Annotated in this window: 11 protein-coding genes and 1 tRNA gene; 6 read left to right on the top strand and 6 right to left on the bottom strand. The window is 51.8% G+C overall.

The features are described from left to right. Positions 1-138: 138 nt before the first annotated feature. Positions 139-210, bottom strand: a tRNA-Val gene (locus LKK83_RS02935). A 39-nt stretch (positions 211-249) separates the two neighbouring features. Here LKK83_RS02935 and LKK83_RS02930 point away from each other — a divergent pair. The 5 genes from LKK83_RS02930 (at position 250) to LKK83_RS02910 (ending at position 5,191) form a co-directional block, all read left to right on the top strand. Continuing rightward, on the top strand, positions 250-882 hold the full coding sequence (locus tag LKK83_RS02930) for a metal-binding protein (protein ID WP_324629321.1): 633 nt from the start codon (positions 250-252) through the stop codon (positions 880-882). A gap of 137 nt (positions 883-1,019) precedes the next feature. Continuing rightward, a complete protein-coding gene (mazG, locus tag LKK83_RS02925) occupies positions 1,020-1,874 on the top strand; it encodes a nucleoside triphosphate pyrophosphohydrolase (RefSeq protein WP_324629320.1) in 855 nt (284 codons plus the stop codon). A 177-nt stretch (positions 1,875-2,051) separates the two neighbouring features. Beyond that, positions 2,052-3,650: a lysine--tRNA ligase gene (gene lysS / locus LKK83_RS02920; protein ID WP_324629319.1), complete on the top strand. Its 1,599-nt coding sequence runs from the start codon at positions 2,052-2,054 to the stop codon at positions 3,648-3,650. Between the two features lie 275 nt (positions 3,651-3,925). After that, the gene (locus tag LKK83_RS02915; RefSeq protein ID WP_324629318.1) at positions 3,926-4,795 is read left to right on the top strand and encodes a right-handed parallel beta-helix repeat-containing protein; all 870 of its coding nucleotides are present in this window, start codon (positions 3,926-3,928) and stop codon (positions 4,793-4,795) included. A gap of 231 nt (positions 4,796-5,026) precedes the next feature. Further along, positions 5,027-5,191 carry a hypothetical protein gene (locus LKK83_RS02910; protein WP_324629317.1) on the top strand — a complete coding sequence of 55 codons (165 nt, stop codon included), beginning with the start codon at positions 5,027-5,029 and terminating at the stop codon, positions 5,189-5,191. 214 nt (positions 5,192-5,405) lie between these two features. Here the strand turns inward: LKK83_RS02910 and LKK83_RS02905 are convergent, their stop codons facing one another. Together LKK83_RS02905 and LKK83_RS02900 are read right to left on the bottom strand one after the other, a co-directional pair. Beyond that, entirely contained in the window at positions 5,406-6,371 is a 966-nt protein-coding gene (locus LKK83_RS02905) for a 3'(2'),5'-bisphosphate nucleotidase (protein ID WP_324629316.1), read from the bottom strand. Between the two features lie 106 nt (positions 6,372-6,477). Next, the gene (locus LKK83_RS02900) at positions 6,478-8,202 is read right to left on the bottom strand and encodes a zinc metalloprotease HtpX (protein WP_324629315.1); all 1,725 of its coding nucleotides are present in this window, start codon (positions 8,200-8,202) and stop codon (positions 6,478-6,480) included. Positions 8,203-8,636: 434 nt separating this feature from the next. On the opposite strand from LKK83_RS02900, the gene LKK83_RS02895 reads away from it, so the two are divergent. Beyond that, positions 8,637-9,962: a glutamate-5-semialdehyde dehydrogenase gene (locus tag LKK83_RS02895; RefSeq protein WP_324629313.1), complete on the top strand. Its 1,326-nt coding sequence runs from the start codon at positions 8,637-8,639 to the stop codon at positions 9,960-9,962. Between the two features lie 119 nt (positions 9,963-10,081). Here LKK83_RS02895 and LKK83_RS02890 read toward each other — a convergent pair whose 3' ends face one another. The 3 genes from LKK83_RS02890 to ispG all read right to left on the bottom strand — a co-directional run bounded on the left by LKK83_RS02890 (position 10,082) and on the right by ispG (position 15,810). Beyond that, positions 10,082-12,277, bottom strand: a complete 2,196-nt coding sequence (locus LKK83_RS02890) for a hypothetical protein (protein WP_324629312.1) — start codon at positions 12,275-12,277, stop codon at positions 10,082-10,084. A gap of 402 nt (positions 12,278-12,679) precedes the next feature. Further along, entirely contained in the window at positions 12,680-13,975 is a 1,296-nt protein-coding gene (gene ctpC, locus LKK83_RS02885; protein ID WP_324629310.1) for a carboxyl-terminal processing protease CtpC, read from the bottom strand. A gap of 608 nt (positions 13,976-14,583) precedes the next feature. Then, positions 14,584-15,810 carry a (E)-4-hydroxy-3-methylbut-2-enyl-diphosphate synthase gene (gene ispG, locus LKK83_RS02880; protein ID WP_324629309.1) on the bottom strand — a complete coding sequence of 409 codons (1,227 nt, stop codon included), beginning with the start codon at positions 15,808-15,810 and terminating at the stop codon, positions 14,584-14,586. Positions 15,811-16,841: the final 1,031 nt, after the last annotated feature.

Here is a 16,841-nt window from a genome sequence, read left to right as displayed (position 1 = left end):
ACAGAACAAGCAAAACCTGTAGGGGATTTTAATTCCCGGCGGATCTGATTTTAATCCCGGGCGAATCCAGGGGTCTGGTTGCCGGGGATTGTCATTACCGGGGGGAGGGTTGCGATCGCGCTACAGTCGATCTGAGAATGGGCGGTACTGGATTCGAACCAGTGACGTCCTGCTTGTAAGGCAGGCGCTCTACCACTGAGCTAACCGCCCTCGGTTTGCGTATCCTATCATAACACAGTTTGAATTTCAATGCCATCTGGTCGAACGCATGACCGAATTACTTTATGGAGTTTGCCTGTTGTGGCGAGTTTGACGTTTTCTCAGACGCGCAGCAGCAGCCTCACCCTGTTGGTTTCTGGGGGTTTTTTGTTTAGTGGGCTGATGTTTGGGCCGGATTTGGATATTTACTCGCGCCAGTTTCAGCGCTGGGGATGGCTGCGATATATTTGGATTCCTTATCAAAAAAGTCTGCACCATCGCTCTTTTCTATCCCACGGGCCGGTGATTGGCACGGCGTTGCGAGTGCTTTATCTGGGAATCTGGATGGCGGGGGTGGGGGGAGTGGTGGTGACGATCGCGGTATGGGTGGGTGTGTTCCCCTGGAATTGGCAGATGGGGCGAGACATCCTGGCGCGATCGCTACACCACTATTTTCCCGAAGCGATTGCTTTATTGCTCGGTTGCGAACTCGGGGCGATGAGTCATTCCCTGAGTGACTGGGGCGGTTCGGCTTACAAACGCTTGCAACGTCAGGGTTTCCCCCGCTTACTCCCGCAAGGGAAACGGCGCAATGGGAAAAAGTCCAGTTCTGCTAAATCCCGCAGTTCATCGAAGCGTCGCCCCCGCAGTGGATCTAAATCGCGATCGCGAAAACGGCGATGAAGGAGAAGAATTTGAGGTGGTGGGTGACGCCGGGGTGGGGTGGGGAGTTTTTTTGAATGGAATGTGGTAGCCTAACTAGATGGACCGCAATGGCGTCCTCTACAGACGATTTTCGTACACCACTGGCACTTGCGCTCATGTCAACGCCTCAAGCACCCGAACCCACTGCATCTGTTACGCCAGCACAGCGATCGCTTGCGAAGCTGATCGAGGTTGTGGCTCAGTTGCGATCGCCCTCTGGGGGATGTCCGTGGGATTTAGCCCAGACCCCGGAAACGTTAATTCCCTATATTATCGAAGAAGCCTATGAGGTAGTAGATGCGATTCAAACCGGGGATAAAGATGCGATCGCGGAAGAACTCGGCGACTTGTTGCTGCAAGTTGTCTTACAATCCCAAATCGCCAGCGAAACCAACCAATTCACCATCGCCGAAGTGGCAGAAGGCATTGCGGAAAAACTGATTCGGCGACATCCTCACGTGTTCGGGGATTTAGAAGTTACCCATGTGGATGAAGTTCGGAAAAACTGGGAAGAAATCAAAGCCGCCGAAAAGGGAGAAACCCCCGCCGAAACGCAAACCCTGAGTCGCAAACTGAAACGCTATGCCCGCACGTTACCCCCGTTGATGGCGGGGACGAAAATATCGCAAAAAGCGGCTAAAGTTGGCTTTGAATGGGATAATGTGGAAGGGGTTTGGGAGAAATTCCAGGAAGAATTGGGGGAATTTCAACATGCGATCGCCCATGAAGATAAAGCGCAACAACAAGCGGAATTGGGGGATTTATTCTTTGTGTTGATTAATTTAGCCCGCTGGTATGACCTCGACCCCTCGGTGGGCTTGCAAGAAACCAATCATCGATTTGTGGATCGCTTTGCTTTACTAGAAGCCGCCTGCGATCGGTCTTTAACCGATTATACGATTGAAGAATTCGAGCAGATGTGGCAAAAAGCCAAAGCCCAGATTGCCCAAAAGAAGTTGGAGGAAGAATAGGGCGATCGCACCCCTCCCACCCTTGCTGTAGGTAGGGCAACAACTACCACACCGCCGATGATTTCGGGTTTCCAGACTTTCCCGAGAAACCCGAAGATGAAATTGTTTTTTTTGCGCTTAAATTGCCCGCCTACTCGTGCTAGACTAGAAAAGTTTTCTGAAAACTGAACGTAAATTATGTTTTGGGCTGACAAAATCGCGGCAAACGCACAAGGCGAACAAGTGGTTAATGATTCAAAAACCCCCTCGGGCAGAGTTCACGTGGGGTCGTTGCGGGGTGTCATCATTCACGATGTCATTTACCGCGCCTTGAAATCCGCAGGTAAGCCCGTTAAATTCACCTACGGCGTCGATGACTACGATGCACTCGATACCGTTCCCAAATATCTAGACGCCGAGAAATTTACCCCCTATCTTGGCTTTCCCCTGTGTAACGTGCCGTCTCCGGGAGACAGCGCCAGCGATTATGCCAAGTATTTCATGGGAGAATTCCTGGAGGTTTTTGAATATTTGGGCGTCAAGCCAGAAATATACTACCTGCGCGATTTGTATCGTTCCGGGGCACTCAATTCTTATATCGATACCTTCTTGCAAAACGCACATTTAGTGCGACAAGCCTATAAAGAAGCGAGCAAAGCCGATCGCCCGGAAAATTGGTATCCCTTCCAAGTTATCTGCGAAAATTGCGGCAAAATCGCCACCACTGTGGTCACTGACTACAACGGGAAAGAAGTGTATTACACCTGCGAACCCAGTGCCACAAACTATGTAGATGGATGCGGACATTCGGGGTGGGTTTCTCCCTTTGATGGCAAGGGTAAATTGCCCTGGAAAGTAGAATGGGTAGCCAAGTGGCAGCAAATCGGCGTGACTATCGAATTAGCCGGAAAAGACCACTCGCAAAAAGGCGGTTCTAGAGATGTGGCAAATGCCATTTGTCGCAAAGTTTTACGAGAACAACCGCCCTTTCATTCCCCTTATGAATTTATTTTGGTGAATGGCACCAAGATGAGTTCCTCGAAAGGTGTGGGGTCTTCGGCAAAGGAAATCGCAGAATTGCTTCCGCCGGAATTGTTGCGCTTTTTGATGTTGCGAACTCAGCCGAAAACGGTGATTAATTTCGCCCCCAATTACGAAACGGTGACGCGGCTATTTCGCGATTACGATACCCTGATGGAAAAATACAAAAGTCATCCGGAAACAACTCCGGAAGATCCAAAGCAGGATAAAGAGTTGCAACCGCTGTTTTATTCCCAGTTGGGCGATGAAGTAAAGCCGTTTGAACCATTTGATTTGAGTACCCTAATTTCCCTGCTGCAAATTCCGCACCTGGATATCAAGGAAGAAGTGAAACAGCGCTGCGATCGCCCGCTGACGGACTACGATTGGCAAATTATCGATCGCCGAATCGCCGCCGCACAAAAGTGGCTGGATGATTACGCCGATGAAGAAGAAAAACTGGTTCTGTATTTTGAGGAAATTCCCGAACGGGCAAAGGAACTGACGGAAGAACAGGTGAATTATCTGCATCACTTAGCAGAGAACTTGGAAAATGCCTCAAGCTGGGATGGGGAAAGTCTGCAAACCCTGTTGTTTACCACCACAAAAGAAATTGGCATGAAACCGAAAAAGGCATTCCCGGCGGTGTATTTGACCTTTATGGGCAAAGAACGCGGACCGAAAGCGGGGAATTTGCTGTCGTATTTGGATAAGGAATTTGTGGTAGGTCGAGTGCGCGATGTGGTGAAGATGAAACAGGAGGCGATCGCCCAGTAAACCGCCGTTTCTGCACTCGATTGCCCATACAAAGTGGGGGGATTGAAATCGCGCCTGGGCAAACTAACTCCGCCTACGGGGACTCGTTCTTTTCACAGCTATTCCTTCGGAAGCGATATCATATCCTGTCCGCAGGAATAGTAGCAAAACGAACGATATCCTGTGCAAAGATTCCCAATAAAAATAGCCCGCGTAGGCGGGGTTATTTCTGTGATATTCCACCCTTCCAAGGTGCGGGGCTTTGTTGAAAAATCGATACAATTAAGGGAACTTAAATGAAATTTAAACGGCGTCGTCTTTTGTCTAGTTTGCTGGGTTTTTTTACGGGGGTGGGTACAGCAGCAACAGGTCCAGTCGCCTCGAGGGCTTCCGAGAGAGAAATCGAAGCAAAAACGGTGGAAGAATTATTTCGGGCGATCGGGTCGAATCGGACGATAAAATTAACTGCGCCTCGCTACGATTTATCGGAACTGACTGCGGCGTTAAGCTGGACGAATGCTAATTTTGAAAACGACACCCTGACGATTTTTGGGGTGGAGAATTTGAGAATTGTGGGAGATAGGGAATCAAAACCGTTTGTGCTGACGCCTTATGAGTATAGTCCGGTGCTAAATTTTGTCAATTGTCGTCAAATTGGCGTGGAAGGAATTGAGGCGGGACATTGGCCCAAAAAAGGGATATGTTCCGGGGCGGTGGTGCATCTGGAAAATTGCGATCGCGTGGAAATTAACCACAGCGTTCTGTTCGGAAGTGGTTCGATTGGCATTCGCGGCGATCGCGTCAGTAACCTCTCTTGTGACGGAATTACCATCAAAGAATGTACCGCTCACATTTTTGCCTATTTTAACAGCAGTGGCTTACAAGTAAAAAATAGCGATTTTTACAATAACGAAGGTCGCTATTTGATTTATTTGGTTCGTTCTGAAGAACCCTTCCAGTTTGAAAACTGCTCGTTTTTTCGCAATAACTTCAATCGCGAGTTAGTCTCCTTTTTGGTAGATACGATTCCAGAAAATACCCCGGTGCAGTTCGTGGATTGTACTATCGAAAATAATAACATTACTGCCATCTCGGAACAACCGCTTTCCCTAGAATTCATCAATACTTACATTGACAAGACGGGGTTTGAGGAAGAATCGCCCTAGGGGGAGCGATCGCCTCGCCCAGGGTAAGGCTAAATACGGACAAACCCCGCCGATGCGGGCTATTTGAGGCGGCGGCGACGGAGAAGTGGTCAGGATCGGAGGTGAACAATAAAAAAGACGCGATGGTTCGCGCCTAAACCACACCCCATCGGGTGTTTCCATGAAAACCGACTCAATATTTTACCGTATGGATTCAGCTTAACACAAGGAAGATGGAAATCGAGAACAATTTTGGCAGAAATTTGGCAAAGGGATGAGAAAGCGTGTGGGGGAGGGAATTTGCGGCGATCGCGATCGCGATGCGTCAAGAGTGCCTGGGAGAAATTTCCCGGCGATGCCCCAAGCAGCACCAACACCACCAGCAGGGTATCGTGGATTGCATACACCACCCGGTAGTCACCCCCTCGAATTCTGTAGAGGGTTTCCGAACCGGCGAGTTTCTTTACCCGGGGAGGCGGATCCTCGGGAGAGGCGTTCCCCCCAGAGGGGAACGAATCAGAGGAGTCAGGATGAGTTAGGAACGAGCCAAAAGGGATGTAGTGCAATCGGTTCGCATCGGCGGGCAACCCAAAGCCAAGTTGCAACTAGAAGTCGCAACTTGGGGGGAGGATTATGATGACTCTCGCAATGCGGTGAGTACCGTATCGTGAATGACACCATTACTGGCAATGACCCCTTGATTGTCGGTCATTTTCGCACTTTGAGCGAAATTCAAGGGTTTGCCGTGCATGTCGGTGACGCGCCCGCCCGCTTCTTCCACCACGATCGCACCGGCGGCGTGATCCCAGATTTTTTCGCGATAGTCGGGGGATTTGGGAGAGGGTAAGCGCATGTATAATGCGGCTTGTCCGGAAGCCACGATGCCGTATTTGGCCTGAGAATCCACGCGCACCGAGTCTGCGGTAATGCCCACGGCTTTGGCTACGGCATTTTGTCGCACTTGGTTCCCGTGACTGGATTCTACACTTTCTACAAACCGTAAGTTCGGCCCATCGTTAGCAGGCACCACTTGGAGCGATCGCGGCGTGCCACCGGCAATGGGCATCATCGTCGCACCTTCGCCGCGCACTGCCGCAAATAGCGCGCCCACTTCGCCGCTTTCCAAGGGTAAAGCAGGGCATCCCACCACGCCGACTTTCACCTCGCCGTTTTCGATCAGGGCGATCGCGATCGCATATTGGTCTTGCCGCAAAAACCCTTTGGTGCCATCAATCGGATCTAACGTCCAAAATCGCTGGCTCACTTCACCGTTACCGCGATCGATCCATCCCGTGACCTTTTCCGGGGTCACTTCAGGCACGATTTTCTTAACATATTCCGTGACTTTTGTCAAGTTTTCCGCTTCCGCCGGATCGCGCAGGGCCTTGGCGTCTTCTTCCCCCACCACCGGGTCATCGGGGAATGCTTCCCACAGCGCCTTGCAAATCACCGCCTGAGAGCCGTAATCTGCCACCGTAACCGGACTTTTATCGCTTTTTTCCATCGCCGGCGGGATATCAAGGCGGACGAGCTCGCAAAGTTTGGCAGCGGCGATCGCAGCTTCAATGGCCACTTGTTTTTCCCGTTCGTAAGACATACTCAATATTCTCTCGAAGTTGACATAAAAAAGGGTAGGATAAGCGCCATCCTACCCTTCTGACTTTAAAGTGTTGCGGAGAAACTGTCTAGAACCAACGAACCCATCACAGTAACGTGAGCAACAAAATGCCCGCGATCGCTGCGCCGCCGCCCAACAGGAACGACCAGAAGCGATGGTAACTCTTCACCGTCGTACCGCTATCGGTTTGCAATTGCATCAGATCCATCCAAGGAGCCACGCCGCGACGGAACCAACCTTGGGTATCCACCTGCATTCCGAGCAACCCTTTAACCTTCTTCATCCCAAACAGGAAATTCCCGATCGGGCCAAAGCGGGACGCATAGCGCAAAAACAACAACCCGGTGCGGTCTTGCAATTTCAGATCCGACCCGAAGGCATACCCCGCGTCGCCGCGACCGATGAGTTCTCCCTTCAGTTTCGCCGGTTGACCGCGCAAGGGACTAGCGTAGGGGTCGGACATCAACGTGAGAATATCGGTGTCCCGCGCGCGATCGCAGTTCGGGAACATGACCAAGGTTTTGACCAAAATGCCAATTCCCAGACCGAGTAGGGGACCGGCGATCGCAACTTGCTCGAATCCCGGTTTCATCAGCAAGACTCCCACCAGCAAACCGCCAATTAATCCCAAAATCGGCGCACTATACAACCCCACATCTAACACAAAACTGCCATACAGCTTCCCTTTGTTCAAATTGCGACTTTCGCCCACCACGCGACCCATATCGAACTCCATATCCAGGCCCAACTGTTCCGCGTAGGTACTCAGCGCCCGCACCCGTTTTCCGGTCAAGGGGTGAGTGGAATTCAATTCCATCCACCATCCCCAAGGATTAAACAAATCCCACAAAAACACCCGCCCGATTTGACTCGGTGAGGCAGAAACGCGGTACGCCGTCCCCGTAGAAGTAGCCGCTTTGTGGTCATAAATTCCTAGGGCGCGAGTCCCTTCCACCAAGCGACTGGGTTCGGTTGCCTTTTGACCTTCCTCCACCAACCCGTAAGCAATTTTCACCAAGGCGCGGGAAAGCGCATTGGGGTTGCCGGTGGTTTCGGCGGCGAAGCGATCGGCAAAATATTCCCGGGTGCGGGACAGATAAAGCAGCAGATAGGTGCCTACCACGTAAAAAATGTAAGCCACCAACGCCACAGTTTGCGCCATATCTTTCGCCTTTTCCCCGCCGCGAGTGCCCAGGCGACGGGCAAAGGTGTAAATCAAATAGGTAATCTGCACCAAGGTGGAGGCTACGGTCATTACCGCAAAGTCCCAATGGACGATATGCCCCAATTCGTGGGCGTACACCGTCGCCACTTCATCATCGTCGAGATAGGTAAACAACCCGGCGCTGACCACCAGACGGGCGCTATTCGGCAGGGATCCATAGGTAAAGGCGGTGGGATTTGCATCGTCGATGATTCCCAACCGGGGTTGCTTCAGTTTGTGGTGGGCGCAAACCTGCTGCAGGATCTGCGCCGCTTCGGGACTGCGCTCTTGCAGTTCGCTCATCTCCACCCAGCGCGTGCCGTAGAGCCATTTCTGGGTCAAGTCCATAATCCACGGCGAGAGGAAAAAGGCGGCAATATTAAACAGCAGGGTAATTCCTACAGCAATCCCCAGTCCAGTGAGCGGATTTTCCCCGGTCAAAATCAGGGAGATACCCAAACATAACACCAACACCATGCCAAACATCAGGGTCATGGTGACGCTAGAGGCGAGGGCGAGATTCCCCCCGATGCCTTTCATGGCGAGTGTGACACCTCCCATTGCGGCTCGACCCGCTTTGGGAAACGAGTTGGATTGCGGTGACATAAAGACTCTCCTTGTCCGAAATAGTCCGAAATAAAACAACGAGAAACACCATCCCCAAGCAAGCGCGCAAATTGAGCCGATGGATTGGTGGGAGGCGGAGCCTCTCGTATCGGGTTGCGTGCCGGGGAAGGAGTCAAAGCGTCAAATGCTCGTGCATACCTAAAAACGGTCTGCACCCTGAAAAATAAAAAATCGTTCCTGTTTTTGTGATACCCTATAAACTTGCTGGGTTGGTCAAAACTCCACAAAACTTAAGAAATTCTCAATCCTCTTTCCCGAAAGGGGTCAGCTCAACTGTACTGATTTTCGCCAATCCGGTTAATACCTTGTCTGAAATTGGCAAGGGAAAACGGGTTAAACCGCTCGAGAGTTGCGTGTCCTTTCGCGCTCTTTAGTTCGATCGCCAATCCACTGTTGAAACGGAAAACATCTCTATGACGACTACGGTAGAAATTGGAACGCCTTCTTTAGTTACAATTGCTCAAAAAACTCGCGCGGGGGCGCGCAAGTTGGGGGTGCTGTCACAGGAGGCAAAAAACGAAGCCATCGAAGCGATCGCCAAAGCTTTAGAAGCCGCCGCCGAACAAATTGTAGCGGCAAATGCGGCAGATTGCGAAGCTGCAGAGGCGGAGGGGATTTCTAAACCGCTTTACAACCGCCTGAAAATGGATGAAACCAAACTCAACGCCACGATCGCCGGGGTGCGCGATGTGGGCAAACTGCCAGATCCGGTGGGGGCGGTTCAAATTCATCGGGAATTGGACGAGGGGTTAATCCTGCAGCGCATCACCTGTCCCCTGGGGGTGTTGGCGGTGATTTTTGAAGCGCGCCCGGAAGCGGCGATCCAGATTTCCGCCCTCGCCATCAAGTCGGGAAATGGGGTAATTCTCAAAGGCGGAAAGGAAGCACTTCGCTCTTGCACGGAAATCGTGAAAGCGATTCGCCAAGGGTTGGCGCAAACCCAGGTAGATCCGGAAGTGGTGCAATTGCTCACTACCAGAGAGGAAACCCGGGAATTGCTGGAGTTAGATGAATATGTGGATTTGATTATTCCCCGGGGGTCTAACTCGTTCGTGCGTTTCGTGCAGGAAAATACGCGGATTCCGGTACTCGGTCATGCGGAAGGAATTTGCCACGTTTATGTGGATAAAGCGGCGGATTTAGAGAAAGCGCAGCCGATCGCGATCGATGCGAAAACCCAATACCCGGCGGCGTGCAATGCCCTAGAAACTTTGTTGGTCCACGAAGCGATCGCGCCGGAATTTCTCCCCCGAGTGGTGGCGGCGCTGCAAGAGATGAAGGTGGAAGTGCGCTTGGATGACAAATCCCGTCAATTCCTCGGCGACGATGTGCTGGCGTCTTGTCAGACTGCGGAGGAGTCGGATTGGAGTACGGAATATAGCGATTTGATTTTGGCAATTAAAGTGGTGGAGTCTTCCACCGCCGCGATCGCCCATATCAACAGCTACGGTTCTAAACATACCGAGGCGATCGTTACCGAAGATGCAACCACCGCTGAGGAGTTCTTGGGTCAAGTGGATGCTGCAGGCGTCTTCCACAATTGTTCCACCCGCTTTTCTGATGGTTTCCGCTACGGTTTCGGGGCGGAAGTGGGTATCAGCACCCAACAAATGCCCCCGCGCGGTCCGGTGGGATTGGAAGGATTGGTGACTTACAAATATAAAGTCACCGGCAAGGGTCACATCGCCGCCACCTATTCTGGCAAAAATGCCAAACCCTTCACCCATCGCGATTTGTAAGGGTCGAATTGCTGTATAACCTCGGTTCGCCTGGGCATGACCCAGGCGAATCCTCTTATCTCCACACCACACAACCCATTGAGGTCAGATCGGGAAATATCGGCTGGGCGATGCTCACCCTACGGTTTATCGCTTAAAAACTGCAGCGACTCCGTTTGATTGGCGAACTCGATTCGTTGTACGGCATCTAACCATTCTCGTTTCCGACGAGTGCGATCGCCGATTTGGGCGAATTCATTTTCCCAGATCTCGCCGCGCACTTCTTCTAAGAAAATTTGCCATTCGGTTTTCACGCCTTCGGCACGCAAAACGCGATCGACAAATTCTTCTACAATCGCAAATGCCGCCTGGTTGGGTTCGATTAATAACTCTTCTAATGCGGTTTCGCAGTGGTACAGGGTTTCGGCGTGCAGGGTTTTTAAGTTGGCTAACACTTCTGAGGCAGATACGTCGGTTTGAGAGAGTTTTAGGGAACTGCGATCGGGTGTTAAGGCATCGAGTTGGTCGCGAATTCGATGCTGAATTAATCCGCGATAAGATAGGTTAAACTCGGATAAGATTTGAAAGCCAAGTTTGAGTTTTTCTAAAGAGTCGGGGATAGTCTCGACCATTGCGGATAAAAAGTCGCTACCGTTGGCGTCGGTGAGAGGTGCCAATCGTCCTTGTTCGCGCAGCACTTGTGCGACTTGCGTTTTCAATCGCTCGATCGCCCGTTTTAATCCTTCATCAAGGGATAAGAAATGTTTGGACAAGGCGGCGCGAATTTCGTTAAGATACTGGTAATAGGCATTGGGATAGCCGCCCACGCGATCGCGGCGGATTTCGATGTCTGCAATGGAGGGAATCCCTGGATTTTGCCGACAAGATGCGATCGCGGCATTCACCTGCTTTTTAAAGTCCATATCTTCCGTATCTCGCTGCTGAGCAAGCTCTCGGAGCAATCCTTCTAAAGCGCCAGTCAAGTCGTCCCACAGGGTATCGAACAGTTGCAGAAATAGGGGGAATTCTCGTTCGCTGGTTATGGCATTTCCCAATGCGCCGCGAGCTTTTTCGAGTTCGGATTGAATGCGTTGGCGCAGTTGGTGGATGCGCTCTTGACAGGTGGAGGCATATTCCCTATCCAGGCGTTGAATATGGGCGGTTAGATAATCGAGTACCTCATCGAGAATTTGCCGATTGACGGCTTCGGCATCGGCGCAGTTGACGGTGAGACATTGTACCACATCGATGTGTTTTTCGGCCATTGTGGCGGCTAAATCTTGGCAGTTTTTGTGATTGTCGCCATTGGGAGAATTGGGGGCGGTGCGGTTGAGAATCATTACGGACCACAAGGCGATCGGCAGGTCCGCTAGGGCGGCGCTGGCGGTGTCGTAGAGTTTCACGTCTACATCGGCCCAATAGTCGCCGGAAGATTTGGGCATTCGCACGAAAAGGACGAAATCCACGTCTTCGCCGAGGGTTTGCAAGAGTCGTTCTTCATCGCCGATTCCGGTATCGCCTAACCCGGGCATATCCACTAAGGCAATTTGTCCTACATTGGCGTTGGGAAAGCTGCAGACAATTTTCACTTCTCGCACGGCGAGGTAGTTATAGAAGATGCGATCGCCGTCGGGGGTGTCTTGGGCGACATATTGCCGAATTTCGGATTGGGCAATGCGACGCGGTGAGGGATGCTGCAGCAGGTGGCGATATTGGTGGAGGTGGGTGTGATATCGGCGCAGGTGTTCGTATTTCGCACCGCTTTGCGCGCCGGACAAATTGCGGGGAAGGGGGGGAAGCGGTTGTTGGGCGAAGTCGTCTAAGGTGAGAGGTTTTGGCCCTAAGCCGAGTTGTTCGTAATACGGGGCGATCGCTTCTTCGAGAAAGGAGCGCTCGGTATAAAAGCTGACTTCGCCGTGGGTTTCCAGGTTGGGGTTGTGGTATATGGTACTTCTGACCCCGGTGCAATGTTGCCGATCGCCGTCGGGAATTTCTGCGGTGGTGAGTCCGGTGAGGCTTTGCAACAGGCGGCTTTTCCCCTGTCTGGCGCGCCCGACAACGCCGATATTCAGGGTGGGCCGCTCGAAGCGGGCTTTCAGTTTGGCGATCGCTTCTCGCTCGGCAAGCAAACTCACCTGCATCCGGGAAAAGTCGATATCCTGCAAGCGCGCCCCTGTCTCTGGGTCTGAGACGTACTCCACGTTGGCGTCGCGCTGCTGCTCTAAGCTCTGAAGTGCGGCGGAGAGCGCCCGGAGATTGCCCTCCACTGCTTCGATTTTCTCGGCCAAAGGACGGCGTTTCTCGATTATTTGGGTGATTTGTGCGGTTCTCTCCATGTTTTTATTCTGTCTGTAACTGTCGTCGGTAGCGCCTGGGCAGCGGGGGATTGAAATCGCGCCTGGGCAAGCCAAGTCCGCCTACGCGGACTAATTATAGCCGAACGTTTATATAAATATTCGCAAAAGCGGGGGATTGAAATCGCGCCTGGGCAAGTCAAGTCCGCCTACGCGGACTAAGTTTTGGGCCGAGATTATATTAAGTGATATCAAGGGGGTTTCTCGGTGGCTCACAGTTGACCAAACAAAGATGACCCAACCATCGGCGATGGGGGTCACGTGCGTCCTGACAATTTGGCTCAGATGCCAGGGGGAAACAACCCTTGGGTGCGATCGCAGTTTAGAGGCTGCAACAATGGCCGGGAAAGCTTGCCCCAGCCACATTCTCACCCGCTGCCCATCTCAGTTGGCAGTTTGAAGGCGTTTGGCGCGCGCCTCGGCAATTGCCTGACGAAGCTGTTCGAGTGCTTCGACGAATTGAGGATCTTCGAGACTGCCAATCAAGGTGCGGTCTTCGCGCAGGGCGTCGCGTTGTTCTTCGCTCAGTTCGATGAGAATATCCGGTGAGATACCTTCTTTGTTGATATCGCGATCGCTGGGGGTCAGGTACTTGGCGATCGTCACCGCGAGTCCGGACCCATCACCCAATCCGCGTACTGACTGCACCAAACCCTTGCCAAAGGTTTGCGTACCCACCAATACCGCGCGCCCGTGATCCTGCAATGCGCCGGAGAGGATTTCGCTGGCACTTGCCGATCCGCCATCTACCAAGACTACCAAGGGTTTATCGGTCAGGGATCTTCCATTGGCTTCCTGGAGGTCTAAAACGCCGCGTCGGTTCACCGTGGAGACAATCGTGCCCTCATCGATCCACATGCGAGCGATTTCGATACTGGCATTGAGCAATCCACCGGGGTTAGAGCGCAAATCGACAATGTAACCGGAGACATTTTGACTTTCGAGATCCTCGATCGCCTCGCGCATTTCTTGTGCGGCGATCGCGTTAAAATTCGTCAGGCGGATATAACCCACGCCACCGCTGGGGCTTTCTTTGTAGCTGTAGCGAACCGGATGGATTTCGATGCGCGCCCGGGTAATGTTAAAATCGATTTCTCTGCGATCGTCGCGCAGAATGGTCAGGGTCACGTCGCTACCCACCGGACCGCGAATCAAATTCACTGCCTCGTTGATATCCATTCCCTCGGTGCTGCGCCCGTCAATCTTGAGAATCACGTCACCGGCTTGGATCCCTTGTTCGAACGCGGGTGTATCTTCAATCGGCGAAATCACCAGCAGCTTTTTCGTCTCTTCATCTTGAGACAATTGAATCCCCACCCCTGTCAGTTCTCCCGAGGTGTCGATTTGCATGTTCTTGAACTCTTGCGGATCCATGAATCGCGTGTAAGGATCCTCGAGTTCCTCCAACATGTTTCGAATCCCCTGGTACGCTTCCTCTTGGTTGGCATAAGAGGCTTCTTCTACATATTCGTCGCGCACGGCTTCCCAATCTACCTGGTTAAAGGTACCATCAACATAGTTGCGATCGACGATCTGCCAAACTTCGTCCACCAGTTCCTTGGGACTTTGTTTCAAAAATGCTTGACTTTGGGACAGATGAAGTCCTGCTCCCGTAACTGTGACAGCAGTGAGGGCGACTGCTGTGGCACCGAGGACAAACCCGCGTTTTGTAATCACCATAAATATTGAGCCTGGAAGGAAACACTACAATAATAACGAAAACCCCTGGTTGAACTTTTCCATCCCTTGTGGGGATGTTACGATACACCCTCGAGAGCGAGTGATAAAATCAAGGGGTATTTAGGCGTTGCGCTGTCGGTCCGAGTTGGGCTGTTTTCAACTCTATTTTCTTGAAGCGCCTGCCCAGATTTGCACTTCCGTACTTCGCCCGACACAGACAAAACTACGGCACTGAACGTTTAAGAAATTGTTTTGACGCTAACCCTACGATAACACAGGCTTCTCGTAGGTAGCACAGGCAAAAACTTTACTTTCTCTGGAGGGAACCAGGCGATCGCGCCCCGGGTTTGCGGACAAGCAAAGGAGCAACCGCTTTCTTGCCGATTTTCCCAGGCCAATCTAAAATTTTTCTGTATCTGCCCTTGGTCTAGCCACTCTCCGATTCGGAAACCCACAAAAAAGCGATCGGCGCAACCCCCTCCCACGAACGAATTTGGCCAGAGAGGGGATTGCGCCAACCCCGAAAGTGGAAATTTCCGAGTGCAACTGAGATTTCTAGGTTGTCGGGTGGGGACAGCCCACCCCCATCGGTGGCGATCGCCGAGGTCTTAAGGATCCACCCAGCGTCCGTCTGCTTTAATCAAGTTAATTAACTCTTCCACTCCGCGATCTTCCGGTACTTTTTTAATCTCCTCCCGTCCGCGATACAGAGAAATAAAGCCCGGTTGTTTCCCCACATAACCATAGTCGGCATCGGCCATTTCTCCCGGTCCGTTCACAATACAGCCCATCACGGCAATATCCAGACCGGTGAGATGTTTGGTGGCTTCGCGAACTTCATGCAGCACATCTTCCAAATTAAACAAGGTCCGCCCACAAGACGGGCATGCCACATATTCCACCATTGTTTTCCGCAGACCCAAAGCTTGCAGAATGCTGTAGCAAACTGGAATTTCTTTTTCTGGGGCTTCGGTGAGGGAAACGCGAATCGTATCGCCAATTCCTTCCGCCAGCAGGGTGCCAATGCCGGCAGTGGATTTGATGCGACCGTATTCGCCATCGCCGGCTTCTGTTACCCCTAAATGCAGGGGATAATCCATTCCCAGGGCGTCCATCCGCTGCACCATCAGCCGATACGCCGCCAGCATCACCGGCACTCGCGATGCCTTCAGGGAAATCACCAGATTCCGGAAGTCTAACGATTCGCAAATTTTAATAAATTCTAGGGCGGATTCTACCATGCCCTCGGGGGTGTCCCCATAGGTAAATAGCATCCTTTCGGCTAACGACCCGTGATTGACGCCGATCCGCATGGATTTGCCTTGGTCGCGCAGAGAAATCACCAACGGTTCCAGGGTCTCGCGGATTTTTGCGCCAATTTCTTCAAATTCCGCTTGGGTGTATTCGCTGCGGTTGGCTTTGGGTTTTTCAAAGACGTAAAGCCCCGGGTTGATCCGGACTTTATCCACATGCTTGGCCACTTCTAGGGCAATTTTCATCCCGTTGTGGTGAACGTCTGCAACCAGGGGCACCGGTTGGTAAGTGGCGGCAAGTTTGGCTTTAATTTCGGCGATCGCTTTGGCATGAGCTAGACTCGGTACCGTGACCCGGACGATTTCGCAGCCGATTTCGTGCAGGCGACGAATTGCCGCTACCGATCCGTCCACATCTAAGGTATCTTCGTTAATCATGGACTGCACCACCACCGGGTGCCCACCGCCAATGGTGACGTTTCCCACCGGTACCGGACGGGTTTTGCGTCGGTGAATGGTAGTGTCGGTTAGGGCAGTATTGGCACTGGGTTGAGCAACGGTTGGATTGGGAAGTGTCTGCATAGGTTCTGTGCTAATCCTCTGTCTGAGCGACTATGGTTGGGTTGCGCTGTCCCCTACGCCCTTTCTCCAGGAAGCGGTCCTCAGAGTACGGGCGCTTTTGGGGCGATCGCGCGCACGGTCCTTGGGACTGGTGCGGGTTTTACCGCCTTTCCCGTTTGCCAGGTAATCAGAAAAAATGCGGCATGGAAATCAATTCGCTCCCAGCATTTTATGGCGAACTTACCGGGATTTTACCAAAGTTGTGGTCATTGGTCATTTGTCATTTGTCCTTTGTCCTTTGTCATTTGTCCTTTGACCCGTGACCCATAACCTGTTACCCGTGACCCTTGACCTGTTACCACATGACCAATCACCAATGACCGATGAGTCATTTGTGGTTGGTTCTCTTGCTGGAATGCAGTATTGCGTATTTGTTATTGGTAATTGTTGTGGAGGCGGGTGCCTGTTGCCGATTGGCGGTGGCGAAGCTATAAAAAATGGGAAAGAGTTTCTGTTTGGGAGCGGTTAATACTACACTCAAGAGAATCAAAGGGAACCGCTCTTGCCTCCGGGGCGCTATTTTTTGGGAAAAGAAAATCCTTTGCCGATCGCCCGAATCGGTAAATCTGGTTAGAAACAAGTGGGAATGTGGCCTGAACTGCCGATTTCTACTGCCATAAAGTTGGTCATTGGTCAATTGTCAATTGTCAGTGGTCAATTGTCAGTGGTCAGTGGTTGTTTTTCCGGTTGGCGGGTGGGTATTCCCTGATTTCCTGGGATGTGGGAGGGAGGCGGTAGCGTAGGGAGGCAAAGCCGTGGGAACACTCATCGGCGATCGCCCCCTGGGATCGAACTGTTTTATCCTGCCATTTCCCTTTTTCACCCTTGCCGGACTAAGGAAAAAGGGAAAAGTGAAAAGTAAAAAGTGAAAAGTGAAAATTTTATTATTCACTATTCACTATTCACTATTCACTATTCACTTTTCCCTTTTCCCTAGTTAATGCCGATATTAATGCCGCATCTAATATCCTCAAAAAAGTAGCGACAACTTT

This window comes from Phormidium sp. CCY1219 (genome assembly GCF_035615515.1).
In the GTDB taxonomy this organism is placed as follows: domain Bacteria; phylum Cyanobacteriota; class Cyanobacteriia; order Cyanobacteriales; family Laspinemataceae; genus CCY1219.
Note: the sequence above shows the minus strand (reverse complement) of the source record. Positions and strands in the feature narration are given on the sequence as shown.

Excerpts from the sequence above, each read along its gene's own strand:
- LKK83_RS02895 (WP_324629313.1), top strand. The coding sequence starts at position 8,637 with ATGACGACTACGGTAGAAATTGGAACGCCTTCTTTAGTTACAATTGCT.
- ispG (WP_324629309.1), bottom strand. The coding sequence starts at position 15,810 with ATGCAGACACTTCCCAATCCAACCGTTGCTCAACCCAGTGCCAATACT.
- LKK83_RS02905 (WP_324629316.1), bottom strand. The coding sequence starts at position 6,371 with ATGTCTTACGAACGGGAAAAACAAGTGGCCATTGAAGCTGCGATCGCC.
- mazG (WP_324629320.1), top strand. The coding sequence starts at position 1,020 with ATGTCAACGCCTCAAGCACCCGAACCCACTGCATCTGTTACGCCAGCA.
- ctpC (WP_324629310.1), bottom strand. The coding sequence starts at position 13,975 with ATGGTGATTACAAAACGCGGGTTTGTCCTCGGTGCCACAGCAGTCGCC.
- lysS (WP_324629319.1), top strand. The coding sequence starts at position 2,052 with ATGTTTTGGGCTGACAAAATCGCGGCAAACGCACAAGGCGAACAAGTG.
- LKK83_RS02900 (WP_324629315.1), bottom strand. The coding sequence starts at position 8,202 with ATGTCACCGCAATCCAACTCGTTTCCCAAAGCGGGTCGAGCCGCAATG.
- LKK83_RS02890 (WP_324629312.1), bottom strand. The coding sequence starts at position 12,277 with ATGGAGAGAACCGCACAAATCACCCAAATAATCGAGAAACGCCGTCCT.
- LKK83_RS02930 (WP_324629321.1), top strand. The coding sequence starts at position 250 with ATGCCATCTGGTCGAACGCATGACCGAATTACTTTATGGAGTTTGCCT.
- LKK83_RS02915 (WP_324629318.1), top strand. The coding sequence starts at position 3,926 with ATGAAATTTAAACGGCGTCGTCTTTTGTCTAGTTTGCTGGGTTTTTTT.